22 protein-coding genes are annotated in these 26,185 nt (G+C 42.2%); 8 read left to right on the forward strand and 14 right to left on the reverse strand.

The window, feature by feature from the left end:
- Positions 1-5: 5 nt before the first annotated feature.
- Positions 6-761 (reverse strand): Rossmann-fold NAD(P)-binding domain-containing protein, encoded by a 756-nt coding sequence (locus ACXAC4_RS15425; protein ID WP_475163135.1) that lies wholly within the window; start codon positions 759-761, stop codon positions 6-8.
- A gap of 140 nt (positions 762-901) precedes the next feature.
- On the opposite strand from ACXAC4_RS15425, the gene ACXAC4_RS15430 reads away from it, so the two are divergent.
- A complete protein-coding gene (locus ACXAC4_RS15430) occupies positions 902-2,932 on the forward strand; it encodes a methyl-accepting chemotaxis protein (RefSeq protein ID WP_475163137.1) in 2,031 nt (676 codons plus the stop codon).
- Between the two features lie 107 nt (positions 2,933-3,039).
- Positions 3,040-4,410 carry an oxygen-independent coproporphyrinogen III oxidase gene (gene hemN, locus ACXAC4_RS15435; protein WP_475163140.1) on the forward strand — a complete coding sequence of 457 codons (1,371 nt, stop codon included), beginning with the start codon at positions 3,040-3,042 and terminating at the stop codon, positions 4,408-4,410.
- A 71-nt stretch (positions 4,411-4,481) separates the two neighbouring features.
- On the opposite strand, the gene envZ is transcribed toward hemN, so the two are convergent.
- Positions 4,482-5,783: a two-component system sensor histidine kinase EnvZ gene (gene envZ, locus ACXAC4_RS15440; RefSeq protein WP_475163143.1), complete on the reverse strand. Its 1,302-nt coding sequence runs from the start codon at positions 5,781-5,783 to the stop codon at positions 4,482-4,484.
- An 8-nt stretch (positions 5,784-5,791) separates the two neighbouring features.
- Complete coding sequence (gene ompR, locus ACXAC4_RS15445; protein WP_138478239.1) at positions 5,792-6,511, reverse strand: osmolarity response regulator transcription factor OmpR; 720 nt, start codon at positions 6,509-6,511, stop codon at positions 5,792-5,794.
- Between the two features lie 182 nt (positions 6,512-6,693).
- Here ompR and greB point away from each other — a divergent pair, with 182 nt between their 5' ends.
- Both greB and ACXAC4_RS15455 read left to right on the forward strand, forming a co-directional pair.
- The gene (gene greB, locus ACXAC4_RS15450; protein ID WP_058031162.1) at positions 6,694-7,167 is read left to right on the forward strand and encodes a transcription elongation factor GreB; all 474 of its coding nucleotides are present in this window, start codon (positions 6,694-6,696) and stop codon (positions 7,165-7,167) included.
- A gap of 88 nt (positions 7,168-7,255) precedes the next feature.
- Positions 7,256-9,580 carry a Tex family protein gene (locus ACXAC4_RS15455; RefSeq protein ID WP_475163145.1) on the forward strand — a complete coding sequence of 775 codons (2,325 nt, stop codon included), beginning with the start codon at positions 7,256-7,258 and terminating at the stop codon, positions 9,578-9,580.
- Between the two features lie 80 nt (positions 9,581-9,660).
- On the opposite strand, the gene ACXAC4_RS15460 is transcribed toward ACXAC4_RS15455, so the two are convergent.
- From ACXAC4_RS15460 to bioH, 3 genes are all read right to left on the reverse strand, one after another.
- Positions 9,661-10,566, reverse strand: coding sequence for a putative metalloprotease CJM1_0395 family protein (locus ACXAC4_RS15460; protein WP_475163146.1), 906 nt, complete (start codon positions 10,564-10,566; stop codon positions 9,661-9,663).
- 5 nt (positions 10,567-10,571) lie between these two features.
- The gene (locus ACXAC4_RS15465; protein ID WP_475163148.1) at positions 10,572-10,880 is read right to left on the reverse strand and encodes a hypothetical protein; all 309 of its coding nucleotides are present in this window, start codon (positions 10,878-10,880) and stop codon (positions 10,572-10,574) included.
- A gap of 104 nt (positions 10,881-10,984) precedes the next feature.
- Positions 10,985-11,722: a pimeloyl-ACP methyl ester esterase BioH gene (gene bioH, locus ACXAC4_RS15470; protein ID WP_475163150.1), complete on the reverse strand. Its 738-nt coding sequence runs from the start codon at positions 11,720-11,722 to the stop codon at positions 10,985-10,987.
- Positions 11,723-11,778: 56 nt separating this feature from the next.
- Here bioH and ACXAC4_RS15475 point away from each other — a divergent pair, with 56 nt between their 5' ends.
- A complete protein-coding gene (locus tag ACXAC4_RS15475) occupies positions 11,779-12,483 on the forward strand; it encodes a ComF family protein (RefSeq protein WP_475163152.1) in 705 nt (234 codons plus the stop codon).
- Here the strand turns inward: ACXAC4_RS15475 and ACXAC4_RS15480 are convergent.
- Positions 12,445-15,000, reverse strand: a complete 2,556-nt coding sequence (locus tag ACXAC4_RS15480; RefSeq protein ID WP_475163155.1) for a M14 family metallopeptidase — start codon at positions 14,998-15,000, stop codon at positions 12,445-12,447. The genes ACXAC4_RS15475 and ACXAC4_RS15480 overlap by 39 nt on opposite strands.
- Before the next feature lie 146 nt (positions 15,001-15,146).
- On the opposite strand from ACXAC4_RS15480, the gene nfuA reads away from it, so the two are divergent.
- Positions 15,147-15,722: a Fe-S biogenesis protein NfuA gene (gene nfuA, locus ACXAC4_RS15485; RefSeq protein WP_475163156.1), complete on the forward strand. Its 576-nt coding sequence runs from the start codon at positions 15,147-15,149 to the stop codon at positions 15,720-15,722.
- Positions 15,723-15,724: 2 nt separating this feature from the next.
- Positions 15,725-16,000, forward strand: a complete 276-nt coding sequence (locus ACXAC4_RS15490; protein WP_475163158.1) for a hypothetical protein — start codon at positions 15,725-15,727, stop codon at positions 15,998-16,000.
- Here the strand turns inward: ACXAC4_RS15490 and ACXAC4_RS15495 are convergent.
- On the reverse strand, positions 15,945-17,276 hold the full coding sequence (locus ACXAC4_RS15495; protein WP_475163159.1) for an MATE family efflux transporter: 1,332 nt from the start codon (positions 17,274-17,276) through the stop codon (positions 15,945-15,947). The two genes, ACXAC4_RS15490 and ACXAC4_RS15495, sit on opposite strands and share 56 nt — an antisense overlap.
- Between ACXAC4_RS15495 and ACXAC4_RS15500 the strand changes: the two genes are divergently transcribed.
- Entirely contained in the window at positions 17,253-18,290 is a 1,038-nt protein-coding gene (locus ACXAC4_RS15500; RefSeq protein WP_475163160.1) for a polysaccharide deacetylase family protein, read from the forward strand. The genes ACXAC4_RS15495 and ACXAC4_RS15500 overlap by 24 nt on opposite strands.
- On the opposite strand, the gene ACXAC4_RS15505 is transcribed toward ACXAC4_RS15500, so the two are convergent.
- From ACXAC4_RS15505 to ACXAC4_RS15530, 6 genes are all read right to left on the reverse strand, one after another.
- On the reverse strand, positions 18,280-19,311 hold the full coding sequence (locus tag ACXAC4_RS15505; RefSeq protein ID WP_475163162.1) for a protein-glutamate methylesterase/protein-glutamine glutaminase: 1,032 nt from the start codon (positions 19,309-19,311) through the stop codon (positions 18,280-18,282). The genes ACXAC4_RS15500 and ACXAC4_RS15505 overlap by 11 nt on opposite strands.
- An 8-nt stretch (positions 19,312-19,319) precedes the next feature.
- Positions 19,320-19,937, reverse strand: a complete 618-nt coding sequence (gene cheD / locus ACXAC4_RS15510; RefSeq protein ID WP_421965330.1) for a chemoreceptor glutamine deamidase CheD — start codon at positions 19,935-19,937, stop codon at positions 19,320-19,322.
- 1 nt (position 19,938) lies between these two features.
- Entirely contained in the window at positions 19,939-20,751 is an 813-nt protein-coding gene (locus ACXAC4_RS15515; RefSeq protein ID WP_475164169.1) for a CheR family methyltransferase, read from the reverse strand.
- 101 nt (positions 20,752-20,852) lie between these two features.
- Positions 20,853-23,570, reverse strand: coding sequence for a methyl-accepting chemotaxis protein (locus tag ACXAC4_RS15520; RefSeq protein WP_475163164.1), 2,718 nt, complete (start codon positions 23,568-23,570; stop codon positions 20,853-20,855).
- Positions 23,571-23,593: 23 nt separating this feature from the next.
- On the reverse strand, positions 23,594-24,079 hold the full coding sequence (locus ACXAC4_RS15525) for a chemotaxis protein CheW (protein WP_138478211.1): 486 nt from the start codon (positions 24,077-24,079) through the stop codon (positions 23,594-23,596).
- Positions 24,080-26,185 (reverse strand): chemotaxis protein CheA, encoded by a 2,106-nt coding sequence (locus ACXAC4_RS15530; RefSeq protein WP_475163167.1) that lies wholly within the window; start codon positions 26,183-26,185, stop codon positions 24,080-24,082. It lies immediately after the preceding gene.

Consider the following 26,185-nt stretch of genomic DNA (forward strand, 5'->3'; position numbering starts at 1 on the left):
CACAGTTAAATCTCAGCCTGATAGCAAAAGCCCAGTGCTTCAATGGCTAAACCATCTATCACTCTTGCACTGGCGATGTCACTTGCAAATGAAGGGGGCTGTGTGCCTAACTTAGCGCATCTTTGCTGGTAATAATCTTGACGAGTTGGGTGGCTAGGGTGACAAACATTATAAACAGCATTAGCTCCCGCCCAGTTGAGTATTACCGTCTCAATGGCGGCAACGACATCGGCTTGGTGCACCATGTTTACAACAGCTTGACTGCTACTTTTAAGTGTTTTACCCGCTACAAATTGCCCTGGTTCTCGATTTGGCCCAACGAGCCCCGCCAAACGTAAAACCTTTCCCTTGGCATCAAATACTTTTTGCTCTGCTGCAAGCAAAATCTTCTTACGCGTGGTTTCAGTGTCTAATTCACCACTTTCGGTATAGGTACCATCTTGCTCTGAATACACACCTGTACTTGAGCATAACAAAAACCCTTTACACGCTAATTCATCAGAAAGCCTTAACGCAGCAGATAAAGTTTCAAGATAATTGCTGTCAGCATGACGTGCTCTCGGAGGAATAGCGCACACCCAATAAGCGTCTTTTAAATCCACAGAATGAATTAACTTGTCTTCTTGCAATGTAAACTGTCGAATGATTACACTACTGGAGTTTGAGCTACGACTGGTACCCTGTACTTGCCAATTTACCTCTGTGGCTCTCTCGATTAACGCACTTCCCAGCCAACCAGCCCCCAAAACAACTAGCTTCATCTCATACCTCTGTATTAATTTCAAACCGCAAAGTACTATTATAGGAACAATATAACGTCAATCTTATGTTAACTGTGGTCAAAGCGACTCAGATATGCTTTGATTAAGAGTAGTGCGGTTACCAATAAAAAGAATATATCATGCTTAACAACTTATCCCTCAGGAGAAAAATACTCCTACTGATCGGTGGTACAATTTCTGTACTGCTTATTATCGCCTCCAGCTACTTTGTAAATCACCTGGCAACGATTTCTCGCGACAGTGTTGAACGTGAAGCGCAAAGCTACATTTATGCCGAAAAACTGTCGATGGAATCGTTTTTTGCACAATACGGTGAACTAGTCAGCACCTTTGCACAAAGCGCTCATGTTGTAGACTTTTTTGAGCAATATACCGAGCGCGAAGCTGAGCTATCAAGCCAACCGGGTTATGACCTAGTCAATCGAGATTTTGATAGGCTCACGACAAATAATGATAATGTGTTGTCAACTTTCTTTGCGTCTGCTATTACAGGTGAGTACTTCAAAGAAAACGAACGTACTTCTCACTTCTCTGATGGTCGTCCATATTTTGCTTATAAGCGTGGATGGTGGCCAGAGGCAATGGCGATTGGTAAATTGCATGTGAGCCCGGTTTCAGTCGATGCAAACACAGGCGACGTATCTGCCGTGATCAAGCTACCTGTCTACAATTCATCGCGTAAGTTATTGGGGATCGCAGGTATTGATTTGCAAATGGAACAAATCAACCAGTTGGTTGAGCAGATCCGCTTTCAAGGCCAAGGGTACGGCTTCCTGCTAGATAACAATTTAAACGTTGTTCATTTATCAAAACAAACAGGCCACAAGCTGTCTATTACCGATGAAGGTCCGAATGGAAAAGAAGGCCTAGACGGGCTAGAAAAACAGTTTTCAGATACCAGAGGCTTCCGAGCATTAAACTCTGAAATTAAAAATAATGAATCAGGCACATCAGTTGTTACCTTCAAAGGCCAAGACTATTACGTGGTGTATAACAGCGTAAAACTCGATGAACCATTACTCGATTGGCATGTGGGTGTCATGATCCCAGTATCATTTATAGAAGAGCCAGTAAATGAAGCCGTCATGAGTACCGTGATCGCCTTCCTAGTGATTATCAGCATTGTGGTTCTTATGATCTTATGGGCGACACAGATGATCACTAAACCGATAGTGTCTCTTGCCGACACTATGCGTGACATTGCGTCAGGTGAAGGCGACTTAACGCGTCGGATCAATATTGAAAGCAATGATGAAGTTGGTCAGCTTGCTTCCCATATGAACACTTTTATTGAAAAGCTGCGTGCAATGATGCAAACCACAGCGCAACAAGCCTCTCAGCTAGGTCATGCCTCTGAACAATTAAGCTCTGTGTCTGCCAGTACCAATAGTGAAATCCAACAAGAGAAAGAACAAGTTGACAGTGTCAGTGCTGCGGTAACAGAAATGGCTGCAACTGTGACTGAAATCTCACGCAATGCACAAGAAGCCAGTCACGCTGCTGAGCAAGTACAACGCATGACGAACGACGGCGCGACGCGTTCAAGCCAAGCACAAACAGTGATGACTGAATTGGCTAACCACATCGGTGAGGCTGCGAAAGTTGTTGCAGGTCTTGAAAAAGAAACTACTAACATTGGCGCGGTAATTGACGTGATCAATGGCATTGCCGAGCAAACTAATTTACTGGCACTAAACGCTGCGATTGAAGCGGCACGTGCTGGTGAACAAGGTCGAGGCTTCGCAGTAGTTGCTGATGAAGTGCGCTCGCTGGCGAGTAGAACGCAAGAATCAACAGACGATATTCGCAATATGATCACGCGACTACAACAAATTGCACAGCAAGCATCAACTATGATGCAACAAGGCCAAGATCAGGCTGAGGGCTCTGTATCACAGACACAAGAAGTGCTCGATTCATTGCAAGAAATCGCCAGCTCTGTGGCAACGGTTCAAGATCAGAGCCATCAGATTGCAACCGCAACTGAGCAGCAGACCATTGTGGCTGAAGACATTAACACCAGCTTAAATGCAATTAATGACCTAGTTAACAGCACTGCTAATCACGCTCACACTTTGGCTGATGAGGCACATGATCTAAATGGATTGGCTAAATCACTTAATAGTACGGTAAACCAATTCAAGCTTTAACTATTCTGAGCAGGGCATGATTTATGCCCTGCTTTGCTACAGATCAAAACCGACCTTCACTTCTCGTCATACACTACACACTCTAATCTAATAGATGAGTGCGTATCGTGATTAATTTACCAACTTGGGATGAGTCCCTAATCAAAAAATATAATGTGTCTGGGCCAAGATATACTTCTTATCCAACTGCATTATCATTAGAGAGCGGTTATCAACAGACTGATTTACATACCGCAGTGAAGCAGTCAAAAAATCAGGCTTTATCGCTCTATATTCATATCCCATTTTGCCACCAGCTTTGTTACTACTGTGGTTGCAATAAAATCGTGACACGCCATCAGTCAAAAGCTGACGTCTATTTAGATCATCTAGAAAAAGAAGTACAGGCGCAGTCCTCTGTGTTTGCGCATTACCGTGTTGAGCAATTGCATTTAGGTGGCGGTACGCCAACGTTTTTAACTGCCGAGCAAATGACACGCCTGATTGATATTGTAGAAGCACACTTCAACTTCACTGAAGACGCGCAACGCGGTATTGAAATCGACCCGCGCTCTATTGCTGACGACATGTTAGTCACCTTGAAAAACTTGGGATTCAACCGAGTTTCGTTTGGTATTCAAGATTTCAATGATGAAGTACAAGCTGCGGTAAACCGTCCGCAATGTGTCGAAGAAGTTTTAGCACTGGTAAAGCAAGCAAGAGCACTCGGGTTTAAATCCGTCAATACAGATATGATCTACGGCTTACCTCACCAAACCCCAGAAAGTTTTAAGCAAAGCATTGAGCAACTGATAGCGCTGAGCCCAGACAGAGTGTCGGTGTTCAACTACGCTCACCTCCCTGATAGATTTGCCGCGCAACGCAAACTAAAAGAAGCGGACATGCCAAGTCCGCAGCAAAAGCTTGAGATCTTCAAAAATACGCTACAGCAAATGACTGAGGCAGGTTATCAGTTTATCGGTATGGACCACTTTGCTAAAAAAGACGACGAGCTTGCTGTTGCGCAAAGAAATGGAGAGCTTCATCGTAACTTCCAAGGCTATACAACACATGGTAATTGCGACTTATTAGGCCTAGGAGTGTCGTCTATTTCACAGATTGGTAATGCGATTTTGCAAAACCAAAAAGAGCTCAAAACCTATTACTCAGACATTAACGAGATTGGCTGTGCGACCCATAAAGGGATGCGCCTAAATAATGACGATGAGCTCAGAGCCGATGTTATCAAACAACTGATATGTCATTTTGAATTAGACATAAAGGCGATTGAGGCTAAATATAATATCGACTTTATCGATTACTTCAGCGAAGCCCTAGAAGCACTCAAACCACTGGCAGAAGATGAGCTCGTGACATTATCAGCGCAGCGTATTGAAGTCACCAGCAAAGGCAATTTATTCATTCGTATTATCTGTATGTGCTTTGACGCGTATTTACAACAGCAGATTAAAAATACGCGATTCTCACGCGTTATTTAAGCACTGCTCATCTAATAAATACGTACAAAAAAGGTTGGCTAAGCCATCCTTTTTACTTTCTAAGTCAGATATTAGGCTAAAGCCGGTAAATATACTTCAGCACTTAAGCCGCCTTCTTGACGATTACGAAGCTTCACCGTACCGCCATGTGTCGCGACAATGCGTTTTATAATTGCCAAACCCAAACCACTGCCTTCACTGCCCCGAGCTTGGTCACCTTGCTTAAAAGGCTCAAAGACACTTTCCAATTCAGCTTCAGGAATACCCGGTCCACGGTCTTTCACAGTGACAATCACCATTTTCTTACGCGGGTTGTATGCAGTGCTGACATCAATGGCCTCATCGGAATAACGAATGGCATTTTCTATCATATTGGTAACAACACGTTTTAACGCAACCGTATTCATGATCACTTTTGGTAAGCTATCAGCAGCTGTTAAGTTAATTTCACGCTGATGTTGCTGCTCAGCATGCACAACCTCAGACACTAGACTATTCACATCATCAGGGTGCATTTCCCCGCTGTTGTGGTGACGAAGATACTCAATAAACTGATCAATAATGGCATTCATATCTTCAATGTCATCAATGATCCCTTCTTTTAAGTAGTCTTCTTCGTCTGACATCATTTCGGTAGCTAAACGAATACGGGTCAGTGGTGTGCGCAAGTCATGAGAAACACCGGCCATCAAGAGTCGTCGGTCATTCTCGAGCTCAGCGATTCCTTTCGACATCTTGTTAAATGCTTGTGTTACTTCAACAACTTCCGTTGATCCTCGCTCCACGAGTCGAGTAGAAAAATCTCCCACACCGACTCGACCGGCTGCTGTTTGTAATGCTTTTAGTGGGCGGTTAAGATGCCTTGCAAACCACCAGCCCCCCAATACACTCAAAAAGCCAATACTCGACAGGTAGAAAATCAAAAACTCCATTTTTGTTTCACTAAAGCCTGTCAGCGGTACCCTCACCCAATAGCCTGGTGCTTGCGGCGCTTCTACCCAATAGACCACGGGGTCGCCTTGGCTGATCCGCACTCTTGCAGAACCATTTAACTGCTCAGACATACTCTTAGACAACAAACTATATTCTTTGGCCTTGTCTAAACCATTCATATACGCTTGTCTTTGGGTCATTACTTCAATACCCGTGATTTCAAAGAATTTATCTGAGGTCGCTTTGTTTATTTCGACCCCTTCTTCCCAATCAATGAATACTGTTTTGACTTGCTTAGCCAACATCAAATTCACTTGCTCGAAGGTTGGCTTAAACACATACAGTGTCACTGTAATATAAGAAACGATTTGGTTGATAAGCAATAAAGCACCAACAAAGAAAACCGTTTGCCCAAAAGCGCTACGTGGAAAAAAGCTCATAAACGAAACTACTTTTCACCGTCTGGCACAAACACATAACCTAGACCCCAAACAGTTTGGATGTATCTAGGGTTCGCTGCATCTTCTTCAATCATACGGCGTAAACGTGATACCTGAACGTCGATACTACGCTCAAGGGCACTATAATCACGGCCACGTGCAAGATTCATTAATTTGTCACGACTCAATGGCTCTCTTGGGTGCTTCACTAAAGCCTTCAATACCGCAAATTCACCACTGGTTAGTGAGATAACCTCATCACCCTTTTGCATTTCACGGGTCGCCAAGTTCAGTTTAAAGATACCAAACTCTACTTCATTTTCTTCGGCAGCAGGCGCACCTGGTACTTCTTTGGCGCGACGACGTAAAATAGCCTTAATACGCGCCAATAACTCTCTTGGGTTGAATGGTTTCGGGATGTAATCATCAGCCCCTAACTCTAGACCTATAATACGGTCAACTTCATCACCCTTGGCTGTTAGCATGACGATTGGGATCTCGTTCTCTTTTTGACGTAAGCGGCGACAAATAGACAAGCCGTCTTCGCCAGGAAGCATTAAATCTAACACCATTAAATGAAAGTTTTCGCGCTCAAGTAAGCGATCCATTTGCTCACTGTTAGCCGCAGCACGAACAATAAAACCTTGCTCGACGAGATAACGCTCCAACAAACTGCGTAAACGCATATCATCGTCGACAACTAATACCTTGGTAGTTTCATTTCCCATGATTGATTTCTTCTTTTTATCCAATATCTTTGCTTAATATAATTGAAAATGTCATTTCTCGACACCATTACTATGAAGAGTTTTGTTACCGAACATTACAATTTTTTAATATTTTGCTAGCTCGACACCCAGATGATTTTTTATTACCGTGTCAGGTGAGTAAAGATAACCCTAATTAGCGAATGAAAACTAACTTAATTACCCCTGAGGGTTATAACCAACTGCAAAAAGAGCATGACCACCTCTGGTATGAAAAACGCCCTGAAATAACCAAAATTGTGAATTGGGCAGCCAGCTTAGGTGATCGCTCTGAAAATGCTGATTATACCTTTAATAAGCGCTTATTGCGGCAAATAGACCGCAGAGTACGCTATTTAAGAAAACGTTTGCCCGATTTAAAGATTGTTCAATATGACCCTCAACAAGCCGGCAAAGTCTACTTTGGCGCTTGGGTTGAAATTGAAAATGAACAAGAAGAAATAAAACGTTTCAGAATTGTCGGTCCAGATGAAATTTATGACCGAAAAGACTATATTTCTATAGACGCACCAATGGCACGAGCACTATTAGGTAAGGAAGTCGACGACGAGTTTGTCGTGCGCACACCAGAGGGAGAAAAGCTCTGGTATGTAAATACTATCGAATACCTTAAATAAGCTTCTTATTCATAGACGCTATGCTATGATCGCCCACATAAAATACGCTTAGACAGCACGTATACATCTGAATTTATAAGGATTTTGCATGAGCAACATCTCTGCACGTTTGGCACAAGAGCTAAATGCAAAAGAACAGCAAATTATTGCTGCCACTGCACTTCTTGATGAAGGTGCCACAGTTCCATTTATTGCTCGTTACCGTAAAGAAGTAACCGGCGGTCTAGACGACACACAATTACGTCTTCTAGAACAACGACTTGGTTATTTAAGAGAACTAGAAGACAGAAGACGCTTCATTCTTGATACCATTTCAGAGCAAGGTAAGTTAAGTGATGCCCTTGCCGCTGATATCAACAGCGCGCAGAGTAAAACCGAGTTAGAAGATTTATATCTACCCTACAAGCCTAAGCGCCGTACTAAAGGTCAAATTGCCATTGAAGCAGGTTTAGAGCCACTTGCAGATGCCCTTTATAAGGATGCTGCCTTAGACCCTGAAAGCCATGCAGCTCAATTCGTAAATGCTGAAAAAGGCATTGAAGATGACAAAGCGGCACTAGACGGTGCTAAATTTATTTTAATTGAACGCTTCGCCGAAGACGCTAAGTTACTGGCAAAGCTAAGAAAACAAATCGACACACAGGGTGTAATCGAAGCCAAAGTAATCAAAGGGCAAGAAGACGCTGGTGCTAAATACCGCGACTACTTTGAGCATTCTGAGAAGCTCACAAAAGTCCCTTCGCATCGTGCATTAGCTATGCTGCGTGCCCGCAACGAAGGCATATTACAGTTAAACATTAACCCTGAACCAAGCAGCGAAAACCCAGCACAATATTGTGCACAAATCATCGCTGATCATTACCAATTAAATGTAAGTTCAGCAACAGCAAGTGCTTGGTTAATGTCAGTGGTTCAATGGGCTTGGAGAGTAAAACTATCTCTGCACCTAGAAAATGAGTTTTTAGGCACCATGCGTGAAAAAGCAGAGGCACAAGCCATTGATGTATTTGCCAAGAACTTAAAGGACCTATTGATGGCAGCCCCAGCTGGTCCTCGTGTCACTATGGGTATCGATCCAGGCCTGCGTACGGGCTGTAAAGTGGCTGTGGTTGATGCAACAGGTAAGCTGTTAACCACAAATACTATCTTCCCACATGCACCACAGAATCACTGGGACAAGTCAGTTCGTACTTTAGAGCAATTATGTCGTCAGCATAAAGTAGAGCTAATCGCCATTGGCAACGGTACAGCTTCTCGTGAGACAGATAAACTTGCAGCTGAACTATTAGCTAACAACAAAGAGCTCAACATGAGCAAAATCATGGTCAGTGAAGCAGGTGCATCTGTTTATTCTGCTTCTGAGTTTGCCGCGAATGAATTCCCAAATTTAGACGTATCGTTACGTGGTGCAGTTTCAATTGCTCGCCGATTACAAGACCCGCTTGCAGAGCTGGTAAAAATTGAGCCTAAATCAATTGGTGTAGGCCAATACCAACACGATGTTTCTCAAAGTCAACTAGGTCAGTCACTTATCTCTGTGGTTGAAGATTGTGTAAACTCGGTGGGCGTTGATGTCAATACCGCTTCGGTACCACTACTTACCCGCGTTTCTGGCCTAAACAAAACACTGGCTAGCAATATTGTGCAGTTTAGAGATGAGAACGGTTCATTTAACAACCGTACACAGTTGAAAAAGGTCGCGCGCTTAGGGCCAAAAGCATTTGAACAAGCAGCCGGTTTCTTACGCATTGTAAACGGTGCTGATCCACTTGATAGCTCAGCGGTTCACCCTGAAGCATACCCTGTGGTTAAACAGATCTGTACTGAAAAAAATATCGAAGTGAGCGACCTGATCGGTAACAGCGAAGTTTTAAAACAACTCGAGCCTGCTCTATTCACGAATGACAAATTTGGTTTACCAACGGTCACTGACATCATTTCTGAACTAGATAAGCCAGGGCGTGACCCTCGACCTGAATTTAAAACGGCAGCCTTCAAAGCCGGTGTCGAAACCATTCAAGATCTAAAAGTCGGAATGATTTTAGAAGGCGTCGTATCAAATGTGGCTAACTTTGGCGCCTTTGTTGATGTAGGTGTTCACCAAGATGGTCTAGTACATATTTCTGCGATCACCAATAAGTTTATTTCTGATCCGCGCGAAGTCGTAAAAGCGGGCGATATCGTAAAAGTGAAAGTGTTAGAAGTCGATGTGGCTAGAAAACGCATTAGCTTTACAATGCGTCTAGATGATGACGTGCAGCAAGCTGCGCCTCAGGGTAAGTCTACTTCGAGTAAACCTTCGCAAAGTAAACCTAATAACAAGCAAACCAAAGGACAGCGCCCTAAAAAAGATGCTGGAAATGCTGCAATGGGCAATGCCTTTGCAGAAGCTTTTGCTAAACTGAAAAAATAATATCAGTGCCCGTCATAATTAATCAAAATGGTTGATATTGAACCAATAAAAAAGCCGCTCCAAGCGGCTTTTTTAATATATTAAACTGACACAGATAAATTGCTATTGGTGTTGGGCACAGCAACGTGCTGATAAAAATCACTGATCCGCAATGCTCTAGCCTGAATTTCAGGATCAGGTTCTATAGGTAAAGCAACTGAATAGGGGTCGCCTTCACTTTGCAATGAAGCTCGCTCTAAAGTTTGAATGTCATTATCAGAGCTATCTTCTTCACTTAATCTACGTGTTTCATATGTCCCCACTGAACCACTTTCAGATTCAGCTTGCTCGTCACCACTAATCACTTGCTGAGCCAAATCAGCTTGTGCAGACGCCATTTTTTGAGTTGCATCAGCCGCTATTGCTCTATCTGCACCTGACGGTTCTGCCGGTGCCAGTGCAGCAGCACGCACCGTTTGCATTTTGTCTATGGTTGCTTTTGGATCGTTGGGTACCTCAGCAACATCAATCATTACCTGACCACCAACAGCATAGTTGTTACCGTCTGGTCCTCGCTGATATTCATAAGTTGGAGAGCCTGCATATTGCCCACCGACACGCGCATGCGCCTGCTCATGCAAACGCACCTCTCTGTCTCGAGTTTTTAACTCTTCAATTTGCTGCTGCTCAGCTTCTTGGTTTTGTTGTTCTTGTTCTGAAGTTTCTTCTTGCGAACTACCTTTACTCTGTTGCTCGCGTTGCTCATCATCTTCAGCAATAACCTTATTTTGCTGTAACTGACCAGTACTGTCGTAAGTACCGCTATCATCGTTAAGATGAGAACGTGATTTCTCACCATCGTTCAGCGCTTTATTTTCGGTATGACTTGCATTAGATGGGGCTGGTTTAGGTATTACTTCGCGCAGCTGATTATCACGCCTAGCTGTTTCTGTGTAGACGTTGGATGTATTTAAGTTAATCGCCGGCTGCGGCGTTGCAATATTCATAACATTTAAACTGATATATCTATCAAAGTACCTAGCACTTCATCTGCGGTGCGGATCGACTGAGTGTTTGCTTTGGCGTTAAACTCTTCGACTTTAAGATTAACTAAGGCTTCATCAACTTTTGCTGGTTGAGATACAGGCGCAGTGACAGCTTCGTCAGGACTAGCACCTTGCAACTGACGTTGTTGTGCAAGCTGAGATTCATCTTGCTCCGACGCAGTTGCGCGATTTATCTCTGCCGTGGCACGTTCAATACCTTGACTGGCACGGTTGTAACCGTCTATACCATTATTCAGCACGTCACCAATAGGCATAATAAGCACCTTCGCAAAAATCTAAATATGTTTAATTATTGCGCAAACATGGTACAAAATAAAGTTTTCGGCAGTAAAAAGCGGCAATTTTTTGCCGCTTTTTATTAAAGTACTGATTTTAGGAAATTTAAACTTTCAGCTCGATGTGAAATAAAAGGCGCATGTGACGCTTTTGATAAAACCTCTGCTTGGAAGTTAACGTTTAAGGCCTTCATTTTAGCAATGCTTCGTCTTGGCACTAAAGAGTCTAACTTCCCAAATAAGCCATATATTGGCTGTTCGAGCGTGCTAAAAACCTTCCGATAATCATCATTTAAAAGAATATCGAGCCCAGAACTCAACGCTTCGGAGTTTGCCTCTGGCGCTTCTAATAACCAAGCTCTTAATTGTTTAACATCTTGCTTAGCGTGTTCTGACCCCATAGCTTGTATCGCTAAAAAACGTTCTATAGTCTTTGCACTATTCTCAAGCAATTGCGCTTTAAAGTTTTCTAGCACCTCTACCTTAATACCTGACCAACTATCTGATTCAGCAAAAAACGGCGTTGAGGCAATTAGCACTACTTTGTTTACCTTTTGTGGATAGTACTTTGCAATATGAAGCGCAACCAAGCCACCAAGTGACCAACCAACTAAGGTTGAATTATCAGCTAGTTGTTCCGCAATAAGCGCTGCAGCGGAGGCAAGAGAATAAGGTTGTTCAGGCATTTGAGCATGACCAAAACCCGGTAAGTCTAAACTTTTTACCTGCCCTTCAACAACGCCTTGTAACTCTTGCTCTAATAACTGCCAAACCTGTCGGTTCATACCCCAACCATGAAGCAACACGATTTCTTTTTGCATTATTTCTACTCTAAACCAAACTTAGCCGTATGATACTGATACCAAGGATGAACACAATGTCACTATTGAAGAATTTAGCAGAGGTCTTATTTCCAAGTCACTGTCATATGTGCCAGAACCCACTTTCAAGTAACGAGGGGATCTGTCAATTTTGCCTCTCAGATTTTTCTTTTATCTCATTAGAGCAGCCAAACTTATTATTCCAGCCTGACATAGCACGCATGTTTGACTTGCCTCATTGTCATGGATTACTGGCATGTGCGTGGTATCAAGGCGCAATGAAACAATGGCTAAGTGAATTTAAGTTTACCAAACAGAGCCATTATCAAGCGGCTATCAATGCAGTTATTGCGACTCAACTTGATCACTTTGAAAGTACATCTACTTTCTCACCAGATGTATATATTATTTTGCCGCTTCATAAAAACCGTTTAATCGACCGTGGATTTAACCAAGTTGCACAAACCTGGTTGAGCCATTTTCCACCTACAAAAATAAGCACCGAAGCTTTAACACGTATCAATGCAACAAAAGCGCAAAGTGGTTTGAGCCTCAAACAACGCAAGCAAAATGTAAAACGCGCATTTGAAGTGAAGCAAAATCTACAAGGGAAGAAAGTGGCGATCATCGATGATGTGATCACCACAGGTTCGACTATCAACGCTGCAGCAAAAGCATGTTACGCAGCAGGCGCTGAAGAGATATGGGCTTATGCCACAGCATTAACGCCCTTGCACAGCCAAAGTGTGACCAAAAAATAATGTGTTCGTTAGTAAGCGACTACTGCCTTTCCAGAAGCCCCTAAACAGAGGGTTATCTATCATACCAACCACACTGCCCTGACCATAACGATGACCTATCAATGCTGCCGTGTTTGCAATTTGAGTGACATTTTCTGTCGCAGCATATCCTGCCAATAAAGGTTTTGACTGATATTGGCTAACCGTTAGAAATGGCTTCTCGGGCATCTCAAACAGCTGTGTGCTATTTTTAAATAACGGCAGCAATTCACGCTCATAACCAAAACTGAGTGGGTGTGTTAAATCAAGTTTTGACGCAAAAATGGCACCAGCAATACGCTGCTTACCTGATAAAACTTCTCTATCGCCATAACTTAAATCAGCAGTATCAAACTGCTCTGCCACTTGTTTAGGCGAGATCAATTGTGCGCTTAAAAGTTGATTATCAACTAACCATTTAGCACCGCCTTTGTGGCCCCAGACCACTCCGCCTTTACTCACCCATGCAGCAATTTTAGTTTTGGCTTTTTCCGCCATACGACGATAACTGCCATGGGCTAAGATAATGTGTGTGTATTTAGAAAGATCGGCACGGTGCAATCTATCTTGTTCAATGAGAGTGGGTGCAATACCTAACTGTGTATCTAAATGATACCAAACTTCGCCCACTTCATACTGACTGCTGCCCGCCCCTCCTATCAGCAAGACCTTCGGAGCTTTAATTGGTCTTAACTGACGAGAGCCTAGATCAACGCCTTCGCTGGTTAAGCCACTTTGGATTGCATAAATTTGTACGCCATAGTCAGCTTGTGCTCGTTGCATGATGGCTACAATGTCAGATTGCTTTTGCACACCTGAAGCGACAACAATACTACCCGCTTTGAATTCTCGGTTTCCCAGTCCCGTTTTTGCTTTAAAACCTTTAAGTGCAACACGTGCATCGACCCCTTGCTGTAAAAGTGTATTTAATAGCTTAGGGGCAGCGCTTGGCTGCCAATCAAATGCATAAGCATAACTCTCTTTTACTGCCGGAAAGTTTACATCTTCTGACTGCCAAGTTTGCTTAGATACATCTAGCCCCCAGCGACTAGATACTTGACCAAACTTTAAGTTGTAAGCATGTGCTAATGTCCAACCAGATACATCATAAAACGTATTGTCTTGAAAGTTTGTTTGCTCAGAAAAAAGGGCTTTAATTAAACGGAATTGAGCTTGTTTCAGTGGAATATACACATCACCCTGCATGAAGCTTTTATCAGAGGCTTTGATGGCTTTACTTAAACCATACGCTTTAATTTGATGCTGTGACAGCACAGACATAAACTCATTGAAACGTTGTGGGTCTTCCCCTTTAGCAACGACATAACCCATAAACTTCTCTTTATCAGCCAAAGTTTCGGCTTGATGGTAGAAGTTATTCTTGTAGTCAATTAATTGCTGCTTGTTTGCCATCGCACCTGCAAAAGTAGACAAGCTAGTTGTAACTTGGTTTTTAATGCTTTGTGCAAATGTCAGTTGCCCATTAATGGTCTCTTGGACATGGCCTCGACTACTTGCCTGTTCAAAGAGAATACCCACCGAGCCATTTATATCAGGGTATGTTGAGCCTTTTCCGTAGTAAAAGTCATCAAAGCTTTCTTGTGTAAAATAAAGCTGATTTTGCGCATCTAAAGCTTGCGCATGAAAATCTGCAAGCGCTGTTGTTAACTGGGTATTTTTCTTAGGCGTAAGTGGGTGAGTTCGCGTCGGGATCCCCGGCTGGAAGAAATACGTGCTGTTAGGGCCCATTTCATGAAAGTCCGTTAAGACATGTGGCTGCCACTTATGAAATGCGGTAATTCGAGCACGTGATTCAGGATGCTGTAGTAACAGCCAATCTCGGTTCAAATCGAACATGTAATGGTTTGTACGACCTGAAGGCCACTGCTCAACATGCTCACGGTGTTGAGGATCTGAAGATAAGGTTTGCCCTCTATTACTATTTGCCCATTGAGCGAAACGTGCCAAACCATCAGGGTTTAAGGCCGGGTCTAGTAACACCACAGAATTATTTAGCAGTTGCTCTACTGCTTCTCCCTGTGCTGCGGCTAAATAGTAAGCAACTAATAAGGCGGCATTACTGCCAGATGATTCGTTACCATGTACGCTATACCCCATCCAAATGAAAGCGGGTAAATCTTTCGCTGGCTGCTTTGCAAAAACTTGTGCGCGATGCTGCTCACGAAGTTGATCTAACTGAGCAATATTCTCTGGGTTACTAAACTTTAGTAGCAGTAGCGGTCGCTGCTCATGACTAAAACCTATGGTTTCAATACTCACTCTAGGGCTTTTTTCGGCTAACACCTGCATATACTTAACCAATTGGTCATGACGCACATGCCACTGGCCGACTTGATAACCTAATACCTCTTCAGGCTTTGGAATAGCAGGATCAAACTGGACATTCTGTTGGAAGTAATAGGAAACCGGTTTTGCTATTGCACTACTTGAGAATAAGTAAATGCAGCAAAACAATGTGAGTGCGAGGAGCGTGCGCATACTAAAACCTTTTGCTTAAAATTGTAGCAAGTAAGCTAACAAGCCAAATCAGATAAGCCAAATTTTTACGTTCAACACTGGCGACAATGCCACCAGCGGAGTATCATAGCCATTAACCGAGTAATTTAGTCAAGTATAGTTCGATTATGATCACAATTTCTGAAACTGCACAAAGTCACTTTGCCAAGCTATTGGCTGATCAAACTGAAGGCACAAACATTCGTGTTTTCGTTGTAAACCCTGGTACTTCTCAAGCTGAATGTGGTGTGTCTTACTGTCCACCTGATGCTGTTGAAGAAACTGATATTCGCCTACCATTTAATGGTTTCGACGCGGTTGTTGATGAAGAAAGCGCACCATTTTTAGATGAAGCTGAAATCGACTTCGTAACTGACAAAATGGGCACTCAGTTAACACTCAAAGCGCCTAATGCCAAAGCTAAACGTCTTAAAGATGATGCTTCTTTAGCTGAGCGTGTTGAGCATATGCTAACGACTGAGGTAAACCCACAACTTGCCAATCATGGCGGCCAAGTAAGCCTAGTTGAAATTACAGCTGATGGTATCGCTGTGGTTCAATTTGGTGGTGGCTGTAATGGTTGCTCAATGATCGATGTAACGTTAAAAGAAGGCATCGAAAAAGAGATGGTTGCTAAGTTTGAAGAGATTACAGGGGTACGTGATATCACTGAGCACCAAGCAGGCGAGCACTCTTACTACTAATTATGTTGAAGCCCATAATTTACCGTCTAGGGCAACAACCTAAACTCAGCCTCAAACGCTTTTTTATCGGTTTGGGGCTGTTTGCTATTGCTGTTGCTTTTATCGCTTGGGGCTATTATTACCAAGCCTGGGTGCAAATAATTGGCCTGATCTTTCTCGCGCCAGCAATTTTCTTTGCGGGTTGGGGCTACTTAGGTATCTTTGCTAACCGTTTCTCACAAGTTATTGCAACAATAAACCCTGCCGTTGAATTTGACGATAGCGATAAGCCAAAGTAACGCCTCTCAATAACATAAAGCAACTCATAGCAAACCACAGACCATGGTTTTCATACTCCAATGTTAGCCAAATAGGCACCATAAACCCAAAAATGGCAGAAAAGAACATACTGTTTCGCATATCCTGAGCTCGGGTTAAGCCGACAAAAATCCCATCGAATATAAAACACCACATTGCCAATAAAGGTAGAAGAATGAGCCAGAATAGATAAGTTGTTGAGGCACTGATAACCTCTGGAATATTTGTTAAAAGCTTGACGATACTTAAACCAAACACAGCAAAGACTAAGCTATAAAGCAACGCGAACACAGCCCCCCAAAATAAACTTAAATTGACCCAAATTTTCACTTTTACTTCTGAGCCTTCTCCCTTGGCCTGACCTACTTTTGCTTCTGCAGCATACGCAATGCCATCTAAAGCAAAACTCACCAACATTAAAAAGTTTAATAAAACGGCATTGACCGCCAGTGTCGTTTCGCCCAATCGTGCGCCATAAAAAGTCATAAAACTAAAGCAAAGTTGCAATAACAGTGAACGAATAAAAATATCTCGATTTAGTGATAACAATGACAAAAACTGAGTTTTATTTGGCAGCAACCAACGCCAATTAACTTGGTGTTGTGCAAGTTGATTTTTAATTAATGCAATCGCGACTAGCAGCGCCGTGTAGTCCGCTATCACCGATGCCCAAGCAGCGCCTGCCACTTGCCACCCAAAACCAATCACAAACAGCACATCTAAAATAATGTTAGTGATATTTGTAAATAGTAGTAAGTAGAATGGTCCTTTCCCGTATTGCATACCCAACATAAGACCCAAAAGCACCAAGTTAGTCATCGCCGCAGGTGCACTAAATATTCGAATTTCAAAATAGCTTTGTGCCTGGGCAAAAACATCCGAGGAAGCATTTGATAAGGCTTTTATGCCATCTAATAACCAAGGAGACAGAAGGATTAATGAAATTGAAAAAGTCCAAGCAATAAGCAAACTCGCTAAAAGCTGCTGCTGTAATCTAGGCCAGTTTTTTGCTCCATAAGACTGTGCGAGCACGCCCGTGGCGCTCATCCTTAGAAAGCTCGCAAGCCAAAATAGCAAGGAAATACTGCCCGACCCTAATGCGATACCAGCCAGAAAGTGAGCTTCTGATAAGTGGCCAATCACCGCTGTATCAACTAACCCTAACAATGGCACAGATATATTTGATAAAATCATCGGACCCGCTAGCAATAGCAAACTTATATGGTGCGTTTTATGATTTTTAAATATCTTTTTCATTGTTTTGTTTTCGCTTTGTTATTGTTTTCAAACCCATCACTATCAGCTGTGATCTTACAGTATCACCACGTCAGCGAAAAGTTACCAGCGGTAACATCAGTGAGTGAAGAAACGTTTAAAACTCATTTAACCTTTCTTAAAGACAATGACTTTAATGTTATTCACTTGGATAAGTTACTCCAGCATACACAACAAGGGAAGGCACTGCCTGCCAAAACCGTGGCCATCACTTTTGATGATGGTTATGACAATAACATCGAGCAAGCGGCTCCCATTCTTGAAGCGTTTGGCTACCCATATACCATTTTTGTAAACCCTCAGCTTATCGATGAAAATAAATCGTATGTGATGACTTGGGACGAACTCAGAGCTTTAGCAAAACGCGGTGCATTAATTGCTAATCACAGCGCGAAGCATGATTACCTACATTTAAAACAAGACAGTGAAACCCAAGCGCAATGGTTGAAACGTGTCCGTGAAGATATCCTATTCTCAGAAAAGCGCATCAAAGAAGAAGTGGGTCATAATGTAAAGTTGCTCGCCTACCCCTATGGTGAGTTCAATAGACAACTACAAAACCTCGTTAAAGAACTCGGTTTCATTGGTATTGGGCAGCACTCTGGTGCGGTGTCAAAATTTACCGACTATACACGCGTCCCACGATACCCTGCATCAGGCTTTTACAGTAAATTAGACACCCTAAAAACCAAATTACACTCACTACCTTTTGCAATCTCAGAGCTTGCTTACACAGACTCTGTAACAACTAATCCAACACCCACTATTGAGATCGAGTTTGCCAGTAAAGATTTTTACAAATCTCAATTTGCATGTTTCGTTTCAGGTATTGGACGTGCTGATATTTCCTGGGAAAATGAGAAAAGGGTGTCGGTCACTTCACCTAAAGACATTAAAAAAGGCCGTACACGTTATAACTGTACAGCCCCTTCCATCAAACACTCCGGTCAGTTCTATTGGTTTTCACAGCCTTGGGTGCTGCAAACTAACGACTAGTAGACTTGAGCAGATGTGCTGCCACACTTTGTAGTGGTAGCACTTTTTGTGCAGCGTTCATATCTACAGCCGCTTTTGGCATCCCCCAAACAACACAGGTTTGCTCATCTTGTGCAGCGGTTTTTGCCCCCGCTTCTAACAAGTCCAGCATACCTCTTGCACCATCACTACCCATGCCTGTAAGCAACACAGCTGATACATGTTTAGCAAATGGTTTTAAGGAATCAAACAATACGTCCACTGCTGGTTTATGTCTATTGACGAGTGCGCCATCGTCTAAAACACAAACTTTATTTAACCCTTTGTTGACTACTTTTAAATGTTTATCTCCTGGCGCGATATAAACTCGGCCAAACTCAAGAATATCACCGTCTTCAGCTTCTTTGACATGCATTGCACAGGTTTTATCCATCCTCATTGCGAACGACGTGCTAAATACAGGAGGAATATGCTGGGTAATGACTATTGGGGGGGCATCTTTTGGCATTTGAACCAAAACTTCTTTAATCGCCTCGGTACCACCTGTTGAAGCGCCAATAGCAATAATCGAGTTCCGTTCGAAAGATTGCCCTGAGGGTAGTTGAGCTTTATGAACCGCAGCCTCAGAAGTGCGATATGGCCGCAAGCGTGCAGTTGCAGCTGTGCGAACTTTTTCTTGCACTGTTTCAGCATAATGTTGTAATTGCTCTGCTACATTAACTTTGGGCTTGGCAATAAAGTCAACGGCACCAATTTCGAGTGCCTCTAACGTAATAGGTGAGCCTTGTTGCGTTAAAGTTGAAATCATCACAACAGGCATAGGACGAAGACGCATCAGGTTTCTTAAAAAGCTGATACCATCCATTTTGGGCATTTCAATATCTAGCGTAATCACATCTGGATTAAGCGACTTTATCATCTCTCTCGCTTGGTAAGGGTCCTCAGCACTACCTACCACTTCAAGATCATTAGCCTGCTGGATCACCTCTGTCAGTATCCCTCGGATTAAAGGCGAGTCATCAACAATTAAAACTTTTATCATGCCAACTCCTAAAACAGCTCAATATCTGTCTGTGCATCTTGCGATTCAATATCATGTAAATAACGCACTTCTCGTCTTTCAATCGTGTCGTTATGCATTTCTCTTAATTTCTTGACTTGTGCACGACCAGTTTGTGGATGAAATACCACTTTGCGTGGCCAAGGACCACCGACATCATGAGAAACCAACTCGAGTCCTTCCTCTTGTATGTAAGCATTTGCGAAACGAATATTACCGACACCAATATCTGTCATAGAGCGAATTATTTTACCACCACCAAAAAGTTTAACTTTCAGATTAGCTTTTGATGCACCGTTCTTGAGCACTTCATTGATTAGGTATTCCATTGCCCAGTTTCCGTAACGGCAAGTTAAATCATCCGCATGAATTTCTTTAATCCCTTTTGCTGCTGGCAGCATAAAGTGGTTCATTCCACCTACGCCCAATTTATCATCATATACACAAGCAGCAATACATGATCCTAGTACAGTTGAGATTAGCTCATCATTTTTTGAGACATAGAACTCTCCTGGTAACACTTTGGCTATCACACAGCCTCTTCCTGAATCCCAAAAACGTTTGACGTGCTCAAAGCCGCTGATAACCGGCTTAAATCGATTATCCATACTAAACCTTTTGATACATGGTGCGGCCTAAATTTTTAAACTCATGATGTTCTTTACCCATGGTTTCTGAGTGGCCAATAAATAAGTGCCCGTCTTCACCTAGCATTTGGTGGTAGCCTTTAAACAACTTATCTTTTGTTTCCTTGTCAAAGTAAATCAACACATTTCTGCAGAAAATCACATCAAAAGGTCCCTTCATTGGCCATTTTTCAAGTAAATTTAGTCTTTTAAAAAAGATTAATGACTGCAGGCTTGGCTTAACCTTATACGCATGATTGTCAGAGCTCTTCAAAAACCACTTTTTCAAAACGTCATCATCGAGTCCGGTTACATTGCCAGCATCATAAACACCACTTTGCGCCTTTGAGAGCACATTGGAGTCTAAATCTGTAGCGAGAATTTTCACATCCCAATCAGACGGGAAACGGTTTGCGATTGTCATGGCGATACTATAGGGTTCTTCACCTGTAGAACAGCCAGCCGACCAAATACGTATTCTCTTTGAGAGTTTATTTTCTTCTAGAAGCTTAGGAATAACCGTATTCGATAGATATTCAAAATGATGATTTTCTCGAAAGAATGAAGTGAGGTTTGTCGTGATAGCGTTGATAAATTGACTGAACTCTTGTTCTTCATTCTCTTCTAAGAATCTTAAATATGAAGAAAATGAATCCAACTGATTTGCCCTAATGCGCCTCGCCAGTCTTGAATAAACCATTTCCCTTTTATGAGGACCAAGAACAATACCACATGCTTTATAGACTTTTTGTGCAATGGTCTGAAAATCCTGATCAGATAGTGCAAATTCTCTCATCATTTATCCTATAAACAGGCAACACTAAAACGAGTGACTCAACAAGAAAGGTGTATTTAAGATTTGAAGGTGCTCACAATAAGCACCTTCTTCATACCTAATTAAAACTCTTCCCATTCATCAGAGCTATCTGCGAACTGATTAGCAGTCGCTACAGAATTCACAGGAGACTTCACTGGTGACTGGATCTCTGACTTAGTTTCTTGAACAGTCGAAGGCGTCGGAGCTATTCTCGCTGGTGCTTTGTTTGGCTTAGCCTCTGAAAGCATCATCGATGTTGAAGTCGAGTCATCGATTGTAAAGAAATTAAGCAAACGGCGCATATCATTAGCTTGCTCAGCCATAGACTCACCTGCAGCAGATGCCTCTTCTACTAATGCTGCATTTTGTTGCGTCATTTCATCCATTTGTGTCACGGCTTTATTGACTTGCTCAATACCAGAACTTTGCTCAACAGATGCTTCAGCAATATCTGAAATCATGTCAGTAACACGCTTCACCGACGCGACAATGTCTTTCAACGTTTCACCTGACTCATTCACGAGTAGTGTTCCGTCTTCAACTTTACTTACACTATCGCGGATCAAGTCTTTGATTTCTTTCGCAGCACCTGCTGAACGCTGTGCCAAGTTTCTAACCTCACCTGCCACAACTGCGAAACCTCGTCCTTGTTCACCAGCTCTAGCCGCTTCCACAGCTGCATTTAATGCAAGCAGATTGGTTTGGAAAGCAATCTCATCAATAACCCCTATGATATCAGCAATCTTTTTACTAGATTCATTAATCCCAGACATACTCTGTACTGCACGGTTCACAACTTCGCCACCTTGCATTGCCTTAGAGCTTGTTTCTTCTGCAAGTTCATTGGCAACTTTTGCATTATCAGCATTCTGACGAACAGTACTTGTCATTTCTTCCATACTTGAAGCTGTTTCTTCAAGCGAAGATGCTTGTTCTTCTGTACGCTGACTTAGGTCTGCATTACCTTGCGAGATTTCTTCAGCCCCACTGGCCACAAGCGTCGCGGAGGAACTAATACGATTAATGACCTCAGTTAATTTATCAGCTGTCACATTCGCATCGCGTTTCAACTTATCAAATGAGCCGTGATACTCCTGCGTAATTCTTTGTGTTAAATCACCATTCGCCAACGCATCAAGCATTTGTGCAGTGTCTGTTACTGCATCATCAACAATGCTGACCAGTTGATTTAAACCTTGTGATAATCTGAGGTAGAAGCCTTCCTTACCCGATTCATTAATCCTCTGAGTCAAGTTACCTTCAGAAGCTGCACTAACAAGATCTGCAACCTCTTTCTCTATTACGACTTCACTTGTTCTATCATTCCATTCTACGATGGTGCCAATTCTTTCATTTTCATCGTTGAAAACTGGGTTCGCAACCAAAGCAAAAGTTCTTCCACCTACAACGATTTCTGTTTTATATGTAGAACTTAACCTTTCTAGCATCGCCCTTTGATGCGCTGGGTTCTTATGGAAGATATCTATATTGGCACCCAATAATTTGGACGAATCGAAGTTAGGCAAGTCTTTCTTCAGGTCACTTTCTGCATTGCGCATCATGCTTACAACAGCGTCATTTAAATACACAATGTTAAATTCAGCATCGGCTATCATCGCATTTGTAGTGACATTATCGAGTGCACTCTTAACACGAGCGTTTTCATTCGCAAGCTTAGCCGCAGCTTCTTCTGCAGCTAGTCGTTGGGTCTTATCATCCCATTCGACCACAGTACCTACTTTATCGCCTTGGTCATCATAAACAGGGGTTGCGATCAACCCAAAAGTAAACCCTGCAACATTAATATCAGTTTTATAGGTATCAGTTAAGGCACTTAGCATCTGTCTTTGATGGGCTGGGTTTGCATGGAAAACATCAATGTTTTCGCCAATTAAGTTGCTTGCATCAAAGTTTGGCAGTGCGGAGCGTAACTGCTCTTGATTATTACTCAGCATTTCAAGTACTGAGTGATTAGCAAAAACAATATTTAGGTCTGTGTCAGCCAACATGACGTTTGCTTGGCAAACATCTAATGCACTTGTAATTCTGGCATTGTGCGCTGCAGAAATTTGTTTTTCTTTCTCGAAGGCAATTTGCTCGGTGAGGTCTTTCCATTCAACAAGCGTTGCTATACGCTGTTGCTGGTCATCAAATACTGGGGTGGCTATAAGATCAAATGTTAAACCTGCTACGGTAATTTGTGTTTTATAGACCGATCTTAAGTTGGCTAGTAAGCCCCTTTGATGACTTGGGTTTTTATGGAATACATCAACATTCTGGCCTACTAAAGAAGCAACACTGAAGTTCGGCAGATCTCTTTGTAATTTATGTTCATTGGCAGAGAGCATGTCCGTTACTGAATCATTCAAGTAACTTATGTTTAAATCAGCGTCGGCAATCATAATATTTGCCTGACATACTTGTAGTGCACTAATCATGCTTTCAACAAGTTGCCCATCATCCTCCAACTCTGCTTCTGTATCATCTGCAACCAACAAAGTACGTAATTGAGGATAGGCATCTAAGTCTAAGCGCTGTGCGGCTTCTTCATCTTTAAACTTTAACAAGTTTATCGCACTATCAACCGTTTCTAATTGTGCCGCATAAGTGCTGAAACTTTGTTTTAAATAAAATATAACCGCTAAAGTGATGACGAAAGGCAAGCCTAACCCAATCGCATTTTCACCACTCAATGACACACCTAAAATTTGCAATGCAATTGCGATTGACACCACTATAACTACTGCTGATATCAATAGCTTATTGGTTATTTCACTTTGAACGTTTCTACCACTCATCTTGACCCTACCCGTGCTTATTTTTACTCTAAGTTTAAAACGCTTTCCAAATTAAGAAGAACAACCATTTTCTCCCCAACATTAACCAATCCATGAACAAACTCGGCGTTATCTGAATCTTGAAAATCAGGCACATCTTTAGCCTGCTCTTCAGAAATGCTATATACATCTGAAACAGCATCAACCACGATACCCATTACTTTGTTCTGACCATTTATTTCAACTGCGACAACAATAACAACGGTAAGTGGACCATACTCATTATCTGCAATACCAAATCGCAGTCTTAAATCTATAATCGGCACAATCGTGCCACGAAGGTTAATGGCACCTTTCACAAAGCTTGGTGAATTAGGGATTGCAGTGACATCTTCCCATCCACGAATCTCTTGTACAGCCAGAATATTCATTCCGTACTCTTCACCTGCCATCATAAATGTCAGGTATTGATTTTCGTCGTGCTGACCTTCCAAGATCAATTGCTGATTTTGTTCTGCCTGTTCTGACATTTATGCTGCCCCCCCTACTGCGTTTTGCTCGACAATTAAGTCTTGGGAACCTGGTCTTTTTAAACCACTTAATTTAATTAAGCCACTGATATCGATAATTAAAGACACCCTGCCATCGCCTAAGATTGTTGCACCAGAGATACCATCAACTTTTTGGTAATTCGCTTCAAGACTCTTAATAACAACCTGCTGTTGAGCAAGTAAATCATCGACCAATAAACCAACTTTATGGTTATCACTTTCAACAACAACGAGTAATGTTTTATCTAACTCTTCAATCGCACCGTCATGATTGAAAATATCGTATAATCGAAGAATCGGAATATATTCATCTCTAAGCCTTAACACGTCTAGGTCTTTCCCAACTCGGCTGACTTTACTGATATCTATTTGTAATGATTCAACAATTGAAATGAGCGGGATAATGTAGGTATGTTGGGCAACCTTAACTAATTGACCATCCAAAATAGCCAACGTAAGTGGCAAGCGAATTGTAAAGGTTGAGCCAACTCCTGGAGCCGAGGCCACTTCAACCGAGCCGTTTAAAGCTTGAATATTTCTTCTAACAACATCCATGCCCACGCCTCGGCCGGATATATCACTTACTTCATCAGCCGTAGAAAAGCCAGGCATAAAAATCAACTCGTTTATTTCATCCGGCGAGAGTTCATCAGTTTCTTGAATTAAGCCATTGGCAATGGCTTTGCTTCTTATTTTTTCAGTATTTAAACCTTGTCCATCATCCATTATCTCAATGACAATGTTACCGCCTTGATGGAACGCATTTAACGTAACAGTACCAACCGGATCTTTACCTGCAGCAACACGCTGCTCAGGTGTTTCTAACCCATGATCTAAAGAATTTCTCACAAGGTGAACCATAGGATCTGATATCTTTTCCATAACGGTTTTATCAAGTTCAGTTTGTTCACCTAATAATTTCAGCTCTACTTGTTTACCCAGTTTTTGAGATGTGTCTCTTACTAATCTTGGGAACCGACTAAACACGAAACTAATCGGCAGCATGCGGATCCGCATGACATTTTCTTGCAAGTCCCTCGTGTTGTGGGCAAGTTGAGCTAACCCTTCTTGTAATGCTGTAATCGTTGATTCGGTAATTTCTTGCTCACCAATTTGACTCAACATGGCTTGTGTTATCACAAGCTCACCCACCATATTAATTAAGGAATCAACTTTATCTATGCCAACACGGATAGAGGTTGCTGAGGAGTCGGATGGTTTCTTAGCCTCAGCTTTTTTCACAACAGGAGCATTTGTGGCGATTGACGTGACCGCTTTACTTTCAGGCTCAGGGTTTTCTAATCTACTTTCAGATTCAGTGGACACTTGAACTGAGGGAGTAGAACCTTCATCATCTGATAAATCAGATTCAAATAACCCACCACATAAAACAATGTCTATATCGGCATCGTCTTCAACCCACTCAAATATTTCAGAAATCGCAGATTCAGGCTTAGATGTCGTTAAAAAAAAGCGCCACGCCAAGAAGCACTCTTCAGCATGTAATGAATCTATATCGGGTATGGCATCATAAAATGCCTGCGTTTCTAACTCACCTAACTCGGCAAGTTCTGAAATCATATATAAGGGCTCGTTACCCGTTTTGAATAAATGAGGGTGAGGCTTAAAATCAATTTGGTAAGTATTTTCGCTTTGTGTTTCTGGAGTTTCTGAACTGGTTGAATCAGAGTCTTCAGAAAGACCCAAAATAACTTCAAAGCGCTTTCTAATTTCATCGGCTTCAGTTAGGTCTGGTTCTTGCTCTGCCTGTAACGCTGCCAACATGCCTCTTAAACAATCAACTGATTTCAGTAAAAGGTTTACATGTTCTGCTGTTAATGCACGTTGTCCATCTCTGATTTGATCTAACAATGTTTCTAATACATGTGTGAAATCAGAAACAGAAGTAAAGCCGAACGTGCCACTTCCTCCTTTTATAGAGTGCGCAGCACGAAAAATAGTATTGATGGTTTCCATGTCTTCATTGCCGGGCTCTAAGTTTAGGAGCTCCGCTTCCATTGCATCTAACCCTTCGAGACTCTCTTCAAAAAAGACCTCGAAAAACTGACTTAAATCAATACTCAT

This window comes from Pseudoalteromonas sp. AWM4_233 (assembly GCF_056158285.1).